Origin of the sequence: Streptacidiphilus rugosus AM-16, assembly GCF_000744655.1 — a bacterium.
Classification (GTDB): domain Bacteria; phylum Actinomycetota; class Actinomycetes; order Streptomycetales; family Streptomycetaceae; genus Streptacidiphilus; species Streptacidiphilus rugosus.
In genome coordinates, this window is sequence record NZ_JQMJ01000004.1 from 4,048,265 (window position 1) to 4,061,812 (window position 13,548).

At 72.0% G+C, this 13,548-nt stretch carries 14 protein-coding genes and 1 riboswitch; of the genes, 3 read left to right on the forward strand and 11 right to left on the reverse strand.

The features are described from left to right. Window positions 1–34: 34 nt before the first annotated feature. The 11 genes from BS83_RS27420 to BS83_RS27470 all read right to left on the reverse strand — a co-directional run bounded on the left by BS83_RS27420 (window position 35) and on the right by BS83_RS27470 (window position 10,362). A complete protein-coding gene (locus tag BS83_RS27420; RefSeq protein ID WP_037606153.1) occupies window positions 35–1,069 on the reverse strand; it encodes a hemolysin family protein in 1,035 nt (344 codons plus the stop codon). Then, complete coding sequence (locus tag BS83_RS27425; RefSeq protein ID WP_084714168.1) at window positions 1,066–2,505, reverse strand: hemolysin family protein; 1,440 nt, start codon at window positions 2,503–2,505, stop codon at window positions 1,066–1,068. Before BS83_RS27425 ends, BS83_RS27420 begins: the two co-directional genes overlap by 4 nt. A 147-nt stretch (window positions 2,506–2,652) precedes the next feature. Further along, window positions 2,653–3,117, reverse strand: a complete 465-nt coding sequence (locus tag BS83_RS27430) for a PH domain-containing protein (protein ID WP_037606154.1) — start codon at window positions 3,115–3,117, stop codon at window positions 2,653–2,655. A 35-nt stretch (window positions 3,118–3,152) separates the two neighbouring features. Further along, window positions 3,153–4,001, reverse strand: coding sequence for an ATP phosphoribosyltransferase (hisG, locus tag BS83_RS27435; protein WP_037606155.1), 849 nt, complete (start codon window positions 3,999–4,001; stop codon window positions 3,153–3,155). A 135-nt stretch (window positions 4,002–4,136) separates the two neighbouring features. Continuing rightward, entirely contained in the window at window positions 4,137–4,406 is a 270-nt protein-coding gene (locus BS83_RS27440) for a phosphoribosyl-ATP diphosphatase (RefSeq protein WP_037606156.1), read from the reverse strand. A 118-nt stretch (window positions 4,407–4,524) separates the two neighbouring features. Next, window positions 4,525–5,001, reverse strand: coding sequence for a 6,7-dimethyl-8-ribityllumazine synthase (gene ribH, locus BS83_RS27445; protein WP_037606157.1), 477 nt, complete (start codon window positions 4,999–5,001; stop codon window positions 4,525–4,527). 110 nt (window positions 5,002–5,111) lie between these two features. Then, complete coding sequence (locus BS83_RS27450; protein WP_051944086.1) at window positions 5,112–6,419, reverse strand: bifunctional 3,4-dihydroxy-2-butanone-4-phosphate synthase/GTP cyclohydrolase II; 1,308 nt, start codon at window positions 6,417–6,419, stop codon at window positions 5,112–5,114. Then, the gene (locus tag BS83_RS27455; RefSeq protein WP_037606158.1) at window positions 6,416–7,099 is read right to left on the reverse strand and encodes a nicotinamide mononucleotide transporter family protein; all 684 of its coding nucleotides are present in this window, start codon (window positions 7,097–7,099) and stop codon (window positions 6,416–6,418) included. The genes BS83_RS27450 and BS83_RS27455 overlap by 4 nt, the downstream gene beginning before the upstream one ends. 6 nt (window positions 7,100–7,105) lie before the next feature. Beyond that, complete coding sequence (locus BS83_RS27460; RefSeq protein ID WP_051944088.1) at window positions 7,106–7,783, reverse strand: riboflavin synthase; 678 nt, start codon at window positions 7,781–7,783, stop codon at window positions 7,106–7,108. A 192-nt stretch (window positions 7,784–7,975) separates the two neighbouring features. Next, window positions 7,976–8,106, reverse strand: a riboswitch (FMN riboswitch). Between the two features lie 163 nt (window positions 8,107–8,269). Further along, window positions 8,270–8,965, reverse strand: coding sequence for a response regulator (locus tag BS83_RS27465; protein ID WP_037606159.1), 696 nt, complete (start codon window positions 8,963–8,965; stop codon window positions 8,270–8,272). Further along, window positions 8,962–10,362 carry a sensor histidine kinase gene (locus BS83_RS27470; protein ID WP_063774241.1) on the reverse strand — a complete coding sequence of 467 codons (1,401 nt, stop codon included), beginning with the start codon at window positions 10,360–10,362 and terminating at the stop codon, window positions 8,962–8,964. The genes BS83_RS27465 and BS83_RS27470 overlap by 4 nt, the downstream gene beginning before the upstream one ends. A gap of 188 nt (window positions 10,363–10,550) precedes the next feature. On the opposite strand from BS83_RS27470, the gene BS83_RS27475 reads away from it, so the two are divergent. From BS83_RS27475 to BS83_RS27485, 3 genes are all read left to right on the forward strand, one after another. Beyond that, window positions 10,551–11,489, forward strand: a complete 939-nt coding sequence (locus BS83_RS27475) for an ABC transporter permease (protein ID WP_051944090.1) — start codon at window positions 10,551–10,553, stop codon at window positions 11,487–11,489. Between the two features lie 3 nt (window positions 11,490–11,492). Beyond that, a complete protein-coding gene (locus BS83_RS27480; RefSeq protein WP_084714174.1) occupies window positions 11,493–12,410 on the forward strand; it encodes an ABC transporter permease in 918 nt (305 codons plus the stop codon). Window positions 12,411–12,623: 213 nt separating this feature from the next. After that, window positions 12,624–13,469 carry a PIG-L family deacetylase gene (locus BS83_RS27485; protein WP_037606160.1) on the forward strand — a complete coding sequence of 282 codons (846 nt, stop codon included), beginning with the start codon at window positions 12,624–12,626 and terminating at the stop codon, window positions 13,467–13,469. Window positions 13,470–13,548 lie beyond the last annotated feature (79 nt).

Genomic DNA, 13,548 nt, shown 5'->3' on the forward strand with positions numbered 1-13,548 from the left:
TTTGATCAGGTGATCGGTTTGATCGAACGTCACCTTATCCGGACCGGTGGGCGGGGTCGTGCACTTCCCCCACCAGCTCCTCCAGGACGTCCTCCAGCGCCACCAGGCCCACCGGCCGGCCTTCGCCGTCGATCACCCCGGCCAGGTGCGCGGCCGCGCGGCGCATCGCGCCCAGGGCGTCGTCGAGCGGGAGGTCGCCGGAGAGGGTGATGATCGGCCGCCACAGCCGCTGCGGCACCGGGGCGTCCCGGTCGTCCAGCTCCAGCACGTCCTTGACGTGCAGGTAGCCCAGGAAGGCGCCGTTGCCGCCGAGGACCGGGTAGCGCGAGAAACCGGTGCGCACCGCCAGGTCCTCGATCTGGCCCGCGGTCACCGTGGTGTCCACGGTGACCAGCTTCTCCCTGGGCATGACGACCTCGCGCACCGGCGTCAGCCCCAGCTCCAGCGCGTCCTCCAGGCGCTCCTGGGCGCGCCTGCCGAGCAGGCCCGCCGCGTGCGAGTCGTGCAGCAGGTGCGTGAGCTGCTCGCTGGTGTAGACGGAGTCGATCTCGTCCTTGGGCTCCACCCGCAGCAGGCGCAGCATCAGGTTGGCGAAGGCGTTGAGGAAGGCGATGAAGGGGCGCAGCCCTCGCGCCAGCGCCGCCAGCGGCGGGCCGAGCAGGAGCGCGGCACGCTCGGGCGTGGCCAGCGCGATGTTCTTCGGCACCATCTCGCCGATCACGATGTGCAGCGCGACCACGACCACGAGGGCCAGCACGTAGGCGACCGGATGGACCAGCGACTCGGGCAGGCCCACCGCGTGGAACGGGCCCTCGAGCAGCCCGGCCAGGGCCGGTTCGGCGAGCGCGCCCAGCAGCAGCGAGCAGACGGTGATCCCGAGCTGGGCCGCCGCCATCATCGCGGAGACCTCCTCCAGCGCGCGCACCACGGTGGCCGCGCGGCGGTCGCCCGCCTCCGCCAGCGGTTCGACCTGGCTGCGGCGGACCGAGACCAGCGCGAACTCGGCGCCGACGAAGAAGGCGTTGCCCAGCAGGAGCAGCACCGCGAAACCCAGAGCCAGCGCGCTCATCGCCGCTCCTCCCCCTGCCCGTTGCCGCGCCCGTGCTCGCCGTGACCGTGTCCGTGGCCCTGTCCGTGGCCCTGCCCGTGAACGCGGCCGTACCAGTGACCGTGCCCGTGCCCGTCGCCGGTGGCGTGGTCCTCGGGGACGCGCTCCAGCCGGACCCGCTCGGTGCGGTGGCGCTGGACCGCGAGCACGGTGAGCCGCCACCCGGGCAGCTCCGCCGCGTCCCCCACGGCCGGGATCCGGCCGAGCAGGTCGGCCAGCAGGCCGGCGACCGTCTCGTACGGACCCTCCGGGGCGTAGAGGCCGACGGACTCCAGCACGTCGATCCGGCAGCGCCCCTCAGCCTCCCAGGCCGGACGGCCCTCGACCGGCTCGGCCCGGCGCAGTTCGGGACGGTCGTCGAGGTCGTGCTCGTCCTGGACCTCGCCGACCATCTCCTCGACGATGTCCTCCAGCGTGGCCACGCCCGCCGTGCCGCCGTACTCGTCGACGACGACGGCCAGTTGCTGCTGCCGGCGCAGCAGCTCCAGCAGGCGCTCGACCGGCAGCGTCTCCGGCACCAGCAGCGGCGGCGAGGCCAACGCGCCCACCCGCACGGCGGCCCGGTTCTCCGCGCGGACCGCGAGCGCGTCCTTGAGGCCGACCACGCCGACCACCTCGTCGATCGACTGCCGGTAGACGGGGAAGCGCGAAAGCCCGGTCGCCCGGGTCAGGTTCAGCACGTCCGCGGCGGTGGCGTGGTCCTCCAGCGCGGCGACGTCGACGCGCGGGGTCATCACGCTCTCCGCGGTCAGCTCGGCCAGCCCGAGGGTCCGGACGAACAGGTCCGCGGTGTCCCGTTCCAGTGCGCCCTCGCTGGCGGAGTGGCGGGCGAGCGCGACCAGTTCCTCGGCGCTGCGCGCGGAGGCAAGCTCCTCGGTGGGCTCCATGCCCATGGCCCGGACCAGCCGGTTGGCGATGCCGTTGAGCAGCAGGATCAGGGGGCGGCACAGCGCGGAGAAGATCCGCTGCGGGGCCGCGACGGCGCGGGCCACCTGCAGCGGCCGGGAGATGGCCCAGTTCTTCGGCACCAGCTCTCCGACGACCATCTGCAGCACGGTCGCGGCGAACATCCCCACGATCGCGGCCACGCCGGTCACGACCGACCCCGGCACGCCCACCGCTCGCAGCGGCGGCGAGAGCAGGACGACCAGCGCCGGGTTGGCCAGCATGCCGACGAGCAGCGAGGTGACGGTGATCCCCAGCTGCGCCCCGGAGAGCTCGAACGAGAGCTTCCGCAGGGCCTTGGACACCCCCTCGGCCCTTCTGTCCCCCTGGGCGGCGGCCCGCTCCACCTCCCCCCGGTCGACGGTGACGAAGGCGAACTCGGCGGCCACGAAGAGTCCGTTGGCCAGGATCAGCAGCACGGCGACGCCGAGCAGCAGCCAGGCCGCGGACATACTGTGAGGGTCCATGGACGGGGGAACTTCTCCAAAGGGTTGGTAAAGGCTCCTACCGTACCAGGACGCCCGCGAAGCCGACGTGAACGCCGCAGATCAGGGTGTGTACGGGCGGCGAACGACGGCCGCCGGCGGTCCGCGCCGCGGTTACCGCACCGCGGTCCCGTAGCTGTCCACGCAGGCGCGCAGCTCCGCCGCGGCCCGCAGGGCCTGACGCCGGCCGGAGCCCGGCTGGATGGCGACCACGGCGAGGGTGTCCCCGTCCGCGAGGTCCAGCAGCACCCACGGATCCCCGGGGCCGAGGTGGACGCCCAGGATCTCCGGCCACTCCAGGCGCCGGGTCCGCACGAAGTTGACCACCGTCAGGCCGGTCCGGTCGGCCTTGGCCCTGGGCCGCGCGAGCACGGCCAGGACCAGGGCGAACACCACGCCGGAGCAGCCGATGCCGATCCGGTCGTGGCGCTGCCAGTCGGGCGCGCCGAACAGGGCGATCAGACCGAAGAAGGCCACCGAGACCGCCGCCAGCCCCAGCAGCACCACCCGCGTCAGCACCGGTTGCCAGGTGTGCGGCAGTGCGGGCGGCGCGGAGACGCGGCTCGGGCGGGCGGTCATCGCTCGGCCTCCTCGGCCGTGAGGATCCTCGGGGATCAGAGGCGGCAGGCGTGGATGTTGGTGACCAGGATGGCGCGCGCGCCGATGCTCCAGAGGTCGTCCATGATCCGCTGAGCCTCCTTGCGCAGGACCATGGCCCGAACCGCCACCCAGCCCTCGCTGTGCAGCGGGGAGACCGTCGGCGACTCCAGGCCGGGGGTGAGCGCGACCGCTTCCGCGACGCGCTCGGCACGGATGTCGTAGTCCATCATCACGTACCGGCGGGCCACCAGAACACCCTGCAGACGCCGCAGGAACTGGTCCACCCCCGCGTGCTCGGGCGCGCCGACCGGGCGGATCACGACGGCGTCGGAGACCAGGATCGGCTCGCCGAACACCTCCATGCCGGCGTTGCGCAGGCTGGTGCCGGTCTCGACGACGTCGGCGATCACGTCGGCGACCCCGAGCTGCACGGCCGTCTCGACCGCGCCGTCCAGCTTGGTGACCGCGGCGGCCTTCACGCCCGCCTCGGCGAGGTGCTTCTCGACCAGGCCGGTGTAGGAGGTGGCGATCCGGCGACCCTCCAGGTCCTTCACGCTGGTCGCGACCCCGGGCGGGCCCGCGAAGCGGAAGGTGGAGCCGGCGAAGCCGAGCGAGAGCACCTCCTCGGCGTCCGCGCCCGAGTCCAGCAGCAGGTCCCGGCCGGTGAAGCCGACGTCGAGACGGCCCGAGCCGACGTAGATCGCGATGTCGCGCGGGCGCAGGTAGAAGAACTCGACCTGGTTCTCCGGGTCGACCAGGACCAGTTCCTTGCTGTCCTTGCGCTGGCGGTACCCGGCCTCATGGAGCATGCCGGCCGCGGGTTCGGCGAGGGAGCCCTTGTTGGGGACGGCGATGCGGAGCATGAGTCTGTGCCTTTCGTCTGACGGATGCGGGACTGGATGCAGGCGGGCTGGATGCGGGGGACCGGGTGCGGGGGCAAAGAAGAAGCGGGGCACCGGATACGGCTCGGTGCCCCGCTGCGTCACGACACGCGGGGTCTACAGATGGGCGTAGACGTCTTCCAGGGTGAGGCCGCGCGCGACCATCATCACCTGCAGGTGGTACAGCAGTTGGGAGATCTCCTCGGCCGTCCGCTCGTCGGACTCGTGCTCGGCGGCCATCCACACCTCGGCCGCCTCCTCGACGACCTTCTTGCCGATGGCATGCACGCCCTGGCCCACCAGCTCGGCGGTGCGCGAACCGGGCGCGCCGGCGGCGGCCTTCTGCTGCAGCTCGGTGAAGAGCTCTTCGAATGTCTTCTGCGCCATGATGGCCCTCACCCTACGCGGTTCCCCGGGAACGGGTCGTGTCGTCCCACCGTACGGACGGTGTCGTGGACGACAACCCGTGTCGCCGCCCCGATCCCCGTTCCACCCGCTCCCCGGCTCAGCCGTCCAGTCCGCGCAGCAGCACCGCCGTGGCGAGCGCCGCGGTCGTCGCCTCGTGGCCCTTGTCCTCCTTGGAGTCGGGCAGACCGGCCCGGTCCAGCGCCTGCTGCTCGTTGTCGCAGGTGAGCAGGCCGAATCCGACCGGGATGCCGGAGTCGACGGAGACCTGGGTCAGCCCCATGGTCGCCGCCTCGCACACATAGTCGAAGTGGGGCGTGCCGCCCCTGATGACGACGCCCAGTGCGATGATCGCGTCGTACCCGCGGGCGGCCAGACCCTTGGCGACCACCGGCAGCTCGTAGCTGCCGGGCACCCGCAGCACGGTGTAGTCCGCGACGCCGTACTCGCGCAGCGCGCGCTCGGCGCCGGCGACCAGGCCGTCCATCACCGTCTGGTGCCACTGCGCCGCGATGACCGCGACCTTCAGGTCCTTCGCGCCCTGCACGCCGAGCTGGGGGGCTCCTTCGCCGCTCACTTGCTACGTCCTCTCATGGGATCGAATGGGTGTGTCGCACCACCTACAGGGGCGCGGGGAACTGCGCGAGCAACCACGCTGTGCGGATGGCCCTGCCGAGCCTCGCGCCCCTAGAGCGCCACGCGCTCGTCGAGCCACGGGAGGTCGTGGCCCATGCGGTCGCGCTTGGTCAGCAGGTAGCGCAGGTTGTGCTCGCCGACCACCGCCTGGACCGGCTCGCGGTGGACCACCTTGAGACCGTGGTCGCTCAGCGCCTCGTGCTTGTCCGGGTTGTTGCTGAGCAGCCGCACCGAGCGGACGCCGAGGTCCTCCAGGATCAGCGCCGCCGCGCGGTAGTCGCGGGCGTCGGCGGGCAGGCCCAGTTCGAGGTTGGCGTCGACCGTGTCGCGGCCGTCCTCCTGCAGCTCGTAGGCGCGCAGCTTGCGGACCAGGCCGATGCCGCGTCCCTCATGACCGCGCAGGTAGAGGACGACGCCGCGGCCCTCGCTCGCTATCCGCTCCAGCGAGGCTCGCAGCTGCGGACCGCAGTCGCAGCGCAGCGAGCCGAAGACGTCGCCGGTCAGGCACTCGGAGTGGACCCTGACCAGGACCTCCTCGCCGTCGGGCAGCCGACCGCCGGCGTCCAGGCCGCCCGCGACCAGCGCGATGTGCTCGACGCCGTCGGGCTCGCTGAGGTAGCCCACCGCGGTGAAGGAGCCGTGCTCGGTCGGCAGCGCCGTCCGCGCGGCCCTGGTCACGCTCGCCTCGGTGCGGCGGCGGTAGGCGATCAGGTCCTCGATCGAGACGATGGCCAGGCCGTGCTTGCGGGCGAAGACGACCAGCTCGGGCAGACGGGCCATGGTGCCGTCGTCGTTGGCGATCTCGCAGATCGCGGCGGTGGGCCGCAGTCCGGCCAGCCGGCACAGGTCGGGCCCGGCCTCGGTGTGGCCGTCGCGCTCCAGCACGCCGCCGGGACGGGCGCGCAGCGGGAAGACGTGGCCGGGGCGGACGAAGTCGCCGCCGACGGAGGCCGGGTCGGCGAGCAGACGCATGGTCAGCGCGCGGTCGGCGGCGGAGATGCCGGTCGTGGTGCCGACCTTCGCGTCGACGGAGACGGTGAAGGCGGTGCGCATGGACTCGGTGTTCTGCTCGACCATCTGACCGAGTTCCAGCCGGTCCAGGTCCTCGCCGGTCATCGGCACGCAGATCAGGCCGCGGCACTCACGCATCGCGAAGGCGACCAGCTCGGGCGTGGCCAGTTCGGCGGCGAAGACGAGGTCGCCCTCGTTCTCGCGGTTCTCGTCGTCCACGACGACGATCGGGCGACCGGCCGCGATCTCGGCGACGGCGAACTCGATGCTGTCCAGCGTCAGGTCCTCGTAGGTCTCACCGTGCTGCTGGGACAGTTCTTGGACAGTGCGAGCCTGGACGGCGTTCATGCGGCGGCTCCTTCGGCGAGGGCGGACGTGCGGTCCTGCGGGTTCTGCTGGTCCTGCGGGGTCCGGCCGACGCGGGTGCGCAGCCACCAGGAGCGCAGGCCCAGCATCACCAGGACGAAGTAGACGACGTAGATCAGGCCGGAGAAGGCGAGCCCGCTGTTGAACGCGAGCGGCACGCCCACCAGGTCCACGGCCAGCCAGGCGAACCAGAACTCCACCCAGCCCCTGCCCTGGGCGACCATCGCCGCGAGCGTGCCGGTGAAGAGGTAGGCGTCCTCCCAGGGGGCCCAGGAGAGGTTGTAGGCCTGGAAGAGCAGCGCGACGCCGACCGTTCCGACCGCGGTGCCGGCCACCAGCCAGGCCCGCTCGGTCCAGGTGGCGAAGCGCACGGCGATGTCGCCGCCGTTGCGCCGGCGGCCCCGGCTCCACTGGAGCCACCCCCAGACGGCCACGGCGATGACCACCAGCTGCTTGCCCACGCCGCCGCTCAGGTGCGCGGAGGCGTAGGCGGAGACCAGCACCAGTCCGGAGAGCAGCTGCACCGGCCAGCTGGCGACCGATCGCCGCCAGCCCAGCGCGAGAGCGCCGAGACCGAGCAGGTTGCCGATCATGTCGGACCACTTGATGTGCTCGCCGAGCACCGTGAAGGCGGTGCTGTTGAGGTCGTCGATGAAGCTCATGGTCCGTCAGGCCCCCGTCCGCGACGGCGCGACGGGCAGCGGCAGGCCCGCGCCGACACGGTCGCCCAGCAGCCGCTCGACGTACTTGGCCAGGACGTCGACCTCGAGGTTGACCGGCTCGCCGATGCCTTTGAGACCGAGTGTGGTGTGCGCGAGCGTCGCCGGGATCAGGCTGACGGTGAAGGAGTCCACGGCCGCCTCGACCACGGTCAGGCTGACGCCGTCGACGGTGATCGAGCCCTTCTCGACCAGGTACCGGGACAGCTGGGCCGGAAGGCTGAAGCGGAGCACCTCCCACTGCGGCCTGCCGTCGGCGCCGGACTCGCCCGGGCTGCGCTCCAGCAGGGCGGCGGTGCCGTCGACATGACCCTGGACCAGGTGACCGCCGAGGCGGGCGCCGAGCGCCATCGCGCGCTCCAGGTTGACCCGCGAGCCGACGCCGACGGCGCCGAGGCTGGAACGGTCGAGGGTCTCGCGCATCACGTCCGCGCTGAACTCGCCCGGGTGGGCGGCCAGCTCGTCGTCGCTGTCGAGGACGGTGAGGCAGACGCCGTTCACCGCGATGGACTGGCCCTCACGGGCGTCGGCGGTGGTGACCGGGCCGCGCAGACGCAGGCGTGCGGAATCGCCCAAGTCCTCGATCGAGAGGACCTCGCCAAGCTCTTCGATGATTCCCGTGAACATTCAGCTCTCCGTGACCTCGCGCCTACTGCGCGGTCTCCGGGGCTGTTGCGGGAACAGAAAGCGGACGACAAGCCACGGGACACGGCACGACACTCGGCCCTCCGGGGGAGCGCCCGCACAGCGGACCTCTGCCCTCGGAGCACACCCCGGGAAGGGTGCGCGCGAAGCGGCGACGCCGCAGCCCGACGTCCGCCGCGCACTGCCTCCCATCCGGACTTTAACCGTCGGTCCAGGAATTTCACCTGGTCAACCGGCCGCTGGAAGCGACCGGGTCGCGGACTGTAACCGCCGGTTCGGACTTTCACCGACCCCGGAGTGCGCAAACGTCGTACTGCTGAAGTCAGTGTGCCACGAACCGGCGACGCCTTCGCAAGCCCTCTTGCGCCGCAAGGGCTGTGGCGTGAATCACCGGCCGGAACCGGAATGAACGCGCCCGCGCCGGACCTTCGCTCGGCCGTCGTCGCCGGGCCGCAGCCGCAGCCCGCCTCAGCGGTCCGGGGCGGAGTCGGAGTGGTTGCTGGGTCGGACCAGTCCGCTCTCGTAGGCCAGCACCACCAGCTGCGCCCGGTCACGGGCACCGAGCTTGATCAGGGCCCGGCTGACGTGCGTCTTCACCGTGAACGGGCTCACCGCCAGCTGCTCGCCGATCTGGTCGTTGGACGCGCCCGTCGCGACCAGGGCGACGATCTCCCGCTCGCGGTCGGTGAGCACGGCGAGGCTGCTCGGCGCGGCGGCCGGACCGCCGGGCTCGGGCTGGGACAGGTAGCGGGCGATCAGCTCCTTGGTCGCCGAGGGCGTCAGCAGCGCCTCACCCCTGGCCACCACGCGGATCGCGTCGAGCAGCGCCTCGGGCTCGGCGCCCTTGCCGAGGAAACCGCTCGCTCCGGCGCGCAGCGCCTGGAAGACGTACTCGTCTATCTCGAAGGTCGTCAGCACCAGCACCCGCACGCCGGCCAGGTCCTCGTCGGCGGTGATCCGGGCCGTGGCCTCCAGGCCGTCCAGCTCCGGCATTCGGATGTCCATCAGCACCACGTCGGCCCGTGCCTCGCGGGCCAGGGCAACCGCCTCGAGGCCGTTGGCGGCCTCACCGACGACGGTCAGGTCGGGCGCGGAGTCGACCAGCACCTTCAGACCCGCCCTGACCAGCACCTGGTCGTCGGCGAGCAGCACACGGATGGTCATGCACGTCCTGTCTGGGTGATGTGGGAGGTGTGGGTCGGGTGGGCCCCGTGGGGTGGCTGGTTCGCGTGGGTCGGGTGGGCCCCGTGGGTCGGATGGGTCGGGGCTGCTGACGGGGGTCCGGCGTGGCCGGGGTCCTCCGTTCCGGCGCCGGTGGAGCGGAACGTCGCGCGCCGGGCCCGCGGCGCGGCCGTGCCGCCGACGGCGCCGCAGGGCAGCTCGACCGCGACCCGGAAGCCGCCGCCCGGCCGCGGACCCGCGACGAAACTGCCGCCGACGGAGGCGGCGCGCTCGCGCATCCCGATGATCCCGTATCCGCCGGTCCCCTCGGCGACGCCGCGCCCGCCGGCGTTGCGGCCCGGGCCCTCGTCCTCGACCTCGACGCGCAGCGAGCCGGGCCGGTAGACCAGCCTGACCGTCGCGGCGGAGGTCCCCGCATGCTTCCGCACGTTGGTCAGCGACTCCTGGATCACCCGGTAGGCGGTCAGGTCGACGACCGCGGACACCGGCTGCGGCTCGCCCTCGGTCTGCCGTTCCACGGTGAGCCCGGCGCGGTCGAAGGAGTCCAGCAGCTGCGGCAGCTGGTCCAGGCCGGGGGCCGGTTCGCGCGGGCTCGCGGCGTCCTCGCCCTCGCCGGTCTGGCGCAGCACGGCCACCGTGGCGCCGAGCTCGGCCAGTGCGGCCCGTCCGGCCTCCCGCACCTGTGCGAGCGCCTCGCGGGCCGTGTCGGGCTGGGTGGCCAGCACGTGCGAGGCGACCCCGGCCTGGATGTTGATCAGCGCGATGTGGTGCCCGACGATGTCGTGCAGCTCGCGGGCGATCCGCAGCCGTTCCTCGGCGACGCGGCGGCGCGCCTCCTCCTCGCGGGTGTGCTCGGCACGGCGGGCGCGCTCCTCTATCGCCGCGACGAAGGCGCGCCGGCTGCGCACGGACTCGCCGACGGCGACGGTCATGGCGGTCCAGGCGAACGCGATGCCGTTGACGGCCGAGTCCCACTTCTCGGGGGAGAGCGCCATGCTCGCGATGCCGACGGAGAGCACCGCGACGCCGCCTATCGCCAGCGCGAGCCGGCGTTCCACGACGGAGCAGACGGTGTAGATCGCGAGCCCGCACCCGGCCAGGATCGGCCCGCGCACCGGGCCGATGAACATGTAGCCGACGGTGGCGGCGGTGGTGAGGCAGAGGACCAGCACCGGGTAGCGGCGGCGCAGCACCAGCGGCGCGTACACCAGGAAACCCGCGACCAGCAGCACCTCGGACGGGTCGTAGTGCGACCAGACGACGCCCTTGCCGCCGGTCCGCCAGGTGACCGTGACCACGAAGAGGGCGAGCGCCAGCGCCGCGTCCGCCCAGTACGGGTGGGCGCGCATGAGCAGGCGCAGGCGGCGCAGCAGGTCCATGGGTCAACGGTAGAGGCAAAGCCGAAGGGTTCGGACCATTGCGGAACGGTGCCCGGCTCAGCAAACTAACTGGACAACCAGTCAGTGATTCACCTCACGCGCCCCGCACGCCCTGCACATCCCACGCACCCCCCGCACCCCACACCCGTCCCCATTCCCTGGTCTTCCCCGGATCCCCTGGAGGCAGCGTGCCGGCTCCGCACTCCCCCACCGCCCGCGACACCCGACGAAGAGGCCGCGGCACCCGCGGCGGCTCCCGCGTCTGGGGTCTCTTCGCTCTGCCGGGCACCGCCTGGATCGCCGCCTTCTTCGCCGTCCCGTTCTATGCCGTGGCCTCGGTGGCCTTCGGTTCCACCGACCCGCTCTTCGGCGAGCCGATCCCCGAGTGGAACCCGCTGCAGTGGCAGTTCTCGACCTTCGGCCAGGTCTGGAGCAGCGGCTTCGGCGGCGACCTCACCCCGGTGCTGATCCGCACGGGCGTCTACGTCCTGGTCGCCGTCCTGCTCTGCTCGCTGATCGGCTACCCAGTGGCGTACTACGTCGCCCGACTGGCCGGGAAGCGCCGCGGTCTGCTGCTCGGCCTGATCCTGGCGCCCTGGTGGATCAACTACCTGACCCGGATGATGGCCTGGCTCAACCTGCTGGCCGACGACGGCTGGGTGAACCGCCTGCTCCGGGCCACCGGGCTGATCACGGGTCCGATCCACTGGCTCTCCGGCAACCCGTACACCGTGGTCATCGCGCTGGTCTACGGCTACATCCCGTTCTTCATCGTCCCGCTCTTCGCCACCCTCGACCGGATCGACGGGCGACTGCTGGAGGCATCGCGCGACCTGGGCATGGGCGCGGCCCGGACGTTCCTCAGGGTCACCCTGCCGCTCAGCCGCCCCGGGCTGCTCACCGCCTGTGTGATCACGGCGCTGCCGATGTTCGGCGACTACTACACGAACACCCTGGTCTCCGGCTCGCCGACGACGTCCATGATCGGCAACCAGATCCAGCTCTACCTGCTGGGCGGCCCGCAGAAGGACTTCGGGGCCTCCCTGGTGCTGCTGCTCTCCGCGCTGCTGACCCTGCTGATGGCCTACTACCTGCACACGGTCCGCCGCGACAGCAAGGAGAACTGAACGATGGCGCTCACCCTCCCCCGCACCTCCCGGGCCTCGCGCGTCTCCTCCCTCGCCGCGTCGGGACTGCGCCGCGCCCGTCGCCGGCCCTATGTGCTGGCCGGGATCACCTGGGCCTACGTGCTGTGGTCGATCCTGCCGGTCGTGGTCGCGGTGCAGTTCTCCTTCAACGCGGGCCGCTCGCGCAGCGTCTGGCAGGGCTTCTCGCTCCGCTGGTACGTCGGCGACCCGGTCGCCTCGGTGCTGCACGACGCCTCGCTGCGGCTGGCCCTCACCAACAGCATCCGGCTGGCCGTGCTCACCACCCTGATCACCACCCCGCTGGGCGTCGCCCTCGCCCTCGGCCTGGCCCGCTGGCGCGGCCGAGGCAGCGGCGCTGCGAACACGCTGATGCTGCTGCCGCTGGCGACCCCGGAGATCGTCATGGGCAGCGCGCTGTTCCTGGTCTTCACCGACCTCTTCCGCTTCGTCCCGCTCGGCCCGGTCGCCCAGCTGCTGGGTCACGTCACCTTCTCGATCTCCTACGTGGTCGTGATCGTGCGCGCCCGGCTGGCCTCGATCGGCACGGAGTACGAGACCGCGGCCCGCGATCTCGGCGCGACCCCGATGCGCGCACTGCGGACCGTGCTGCTCCCGCTGCTGACCCCGTCGGTCTTCGCCGCCGCGATGATCGTCTTCGCCGGCTCCATGGACGACTTCGTCATCAGCTCCTTCCTCTCCTCCGACGCCTCCTCGGCGACCGTCCCCATCAAGCTCTACAGCGCCGTCCGCAGCAGCCCCACCCCGGCTCTGAACGCGCTGGCCACCTTGCTGCTGGTCGGCTCCTTCCTCGCCGTCGTCCTCGCCTGGCTCGTCATCCGCCGCCGCGGCGACGCGGCGGGCGGCAGCGCCCTGGAGCAACTGGCCTCGATGGACGGCTGAGCGGAGACACAGGCTCGCTGCGGAATCCGGGAACAGCCGGTCCGGCCGACACCGTTGCACTGGAGGACGGACCCTGTCGGACGGACCGGCGCGCGGCGTGGGCGGAGAAGCGGCCTGCGGCCCATCCGCCACAATGCGATCCGAGGCGCGATCCGATGCCCACGGGTCCGCCGTGCCACTCGGAGCGAGCACATTCACACCGGAGGACGATTGATGAACGACCGGCCCTTGACGCTGATGGCGGTGCACGCCCACCCCGACGACGAGGCCACGGGAACGGGAGGGGTCCTCGCACGCTACGCGGCGGAGGGCGTGCGCACGGTCCTCGTCACCTGTACCGACGGCGGCTGCGGTGACGGCCCCGGCGGCGTGAAGCCCGACGAGCCGGGGCACGATCCGGAGGCCGTCGCCGACATGCGGCGTCAGGAGCTCAAGGCAAGCTGCGAGGTCCTGAACATCAGCCATCTGGAGATGCTGGACTACGCCGACTCCGGAATGATGGGCTGGCCGTCCAACGACGCCCCGGGCTCCTTCTGGAGGACGCCGGTGGCGGAAGGCGCCGCCCGCCTCGCCGAACTCCTGCGGCAGTACCAGCCGGACGTGGTCGTGACCTACGACGAGAACGGCTTCTACGGCCACCCCGACCACATCCAGGCCAACCGCATCACCATGGCGGCGCTGGAGCTGACGGGGATGACGCCCAAGGTCTACTGGACGACGGCGCCGCGCTCGATGATGCAGCGGTTCGGCGAGGTCATGCGCGAGTTCGGCGCCGACTGGGAGGAGGAGGTCGGCTCGGCCGAGACCGCCGGGGACAACGCGATGCCCGAGATCGGGCTCCCCGACGAGGAGATCACCACCTGGGTGGACACCACCGCCTTCGGCGGCCAGAAGTTCGACGCGCTGGCGGCGCACGCCAGCCAGGGCGAGAACATCTTCTTCCTCAAGATGGGCAAGGAGCGCTTCACCGAGCTGATGGGCGTCGAGACCTTCGTCCGCGTCCGGGACACCACCGGCGCGGCCACGCCGGAGAACGACCTCTTCGCCGGCCTGCGCTGAGCGTTTCGCCCCTGGGGTTCTGTCCGGCCGGCGACCGTGCACGCTGCACGGTCGCCGGCCCGATCGCGTCAAGAGGCAG

Excerpts from the sequence above, each read along its gene's own strand:
- BS83_RS27420 (WP_037606153.1), bottom strand. The coding sequence starts at position 1,069 with ATGAGCGCGCTGGCTCTGGGTTTCGCGGTGCTGCTCCTGCTGGGCAAC.
- BS83_RS27425 (WP_084714168.1), bottom strand. The coding sequence starts at position 2,505 with ATGTCCGCGGCCTGGCTGCTGCTCGGCGTCGCCGTGCTGCTGATCCTG.
- BS83_RS27430 (WP_037606154.1), bottom strand. The coding sequence starts at position 3,117 with ATGACCGCCCGCCCGAGCCGCGTCTCCGCGCCGCCCGCACTGCCGCAC.
- hisG (WP_037606155.1), bottom strand. The coding sequence starts at position 4,001 with ATGCTCCGCATCGCCGTCCCCAACAAGGGCTCCCTCGCCGAACCCGCG.
- BS83_RS27440 (WP_037606156.1), bottom strand. The coding sequence starts at position 4,406 with ATGGCGCAGAAGACATTCGAAGAGCTCTTCACCGAGCTGCAGCAGAAG.
- BS83_RS27450 (WP_051944086.1), bottom strand. The coding sequence starts at position 6,419 with ATGAACGCCGTCCAGGCTCGCACTGTCCAAGAACTGTCCCAGCAGCAC.
- BS83_RS27455 (WP_037606158.1), bottom strand. The coding sequence starts at position 7,099 with ATGAGCTTCATCGACGACCTCAACAGCACCGCCTTCACGGTGCTCGGC.
- BS83_RS27460 (WP_051944088.1), bottom strand. The coding sequence starts at position 7,783 with ATGTTCACGGGAATCATCGAAGAGCTTGGCGAGGTCCTCTCGATCGAG.
- BS83_RS27465 (WP_037606159.1), bottom strand. The coding sequence starts at position 8,965 with ATGACCATCCGTGTGCTGCTCGCCGACGACCAGGTGCTGGTCAGGGCG.
- BS83_RS27470 (WP_063774241.1), bottom strand. The coding sequence starts at position 10,362 with ATGGACCTGCTGCGCCGCCTGCGCCTGCTCATGCGCGCCCACCCGTAC.
- BS83_RS27480 (WP_084714174.1), top strand. The coding sequence starts at position 11,493 with ATGGCGCTCACCCTCCCCCGCACCTCCCGGGCCTCGCGCGTCTCCTCC.
- BS83_RS27485 (WP_037606160.1), top strand. The coding sequence starts at position 12,624 with ATGAACGACCGGCCCTTGACGCTGATGGCGGTGCACGCCCACCCCGAC.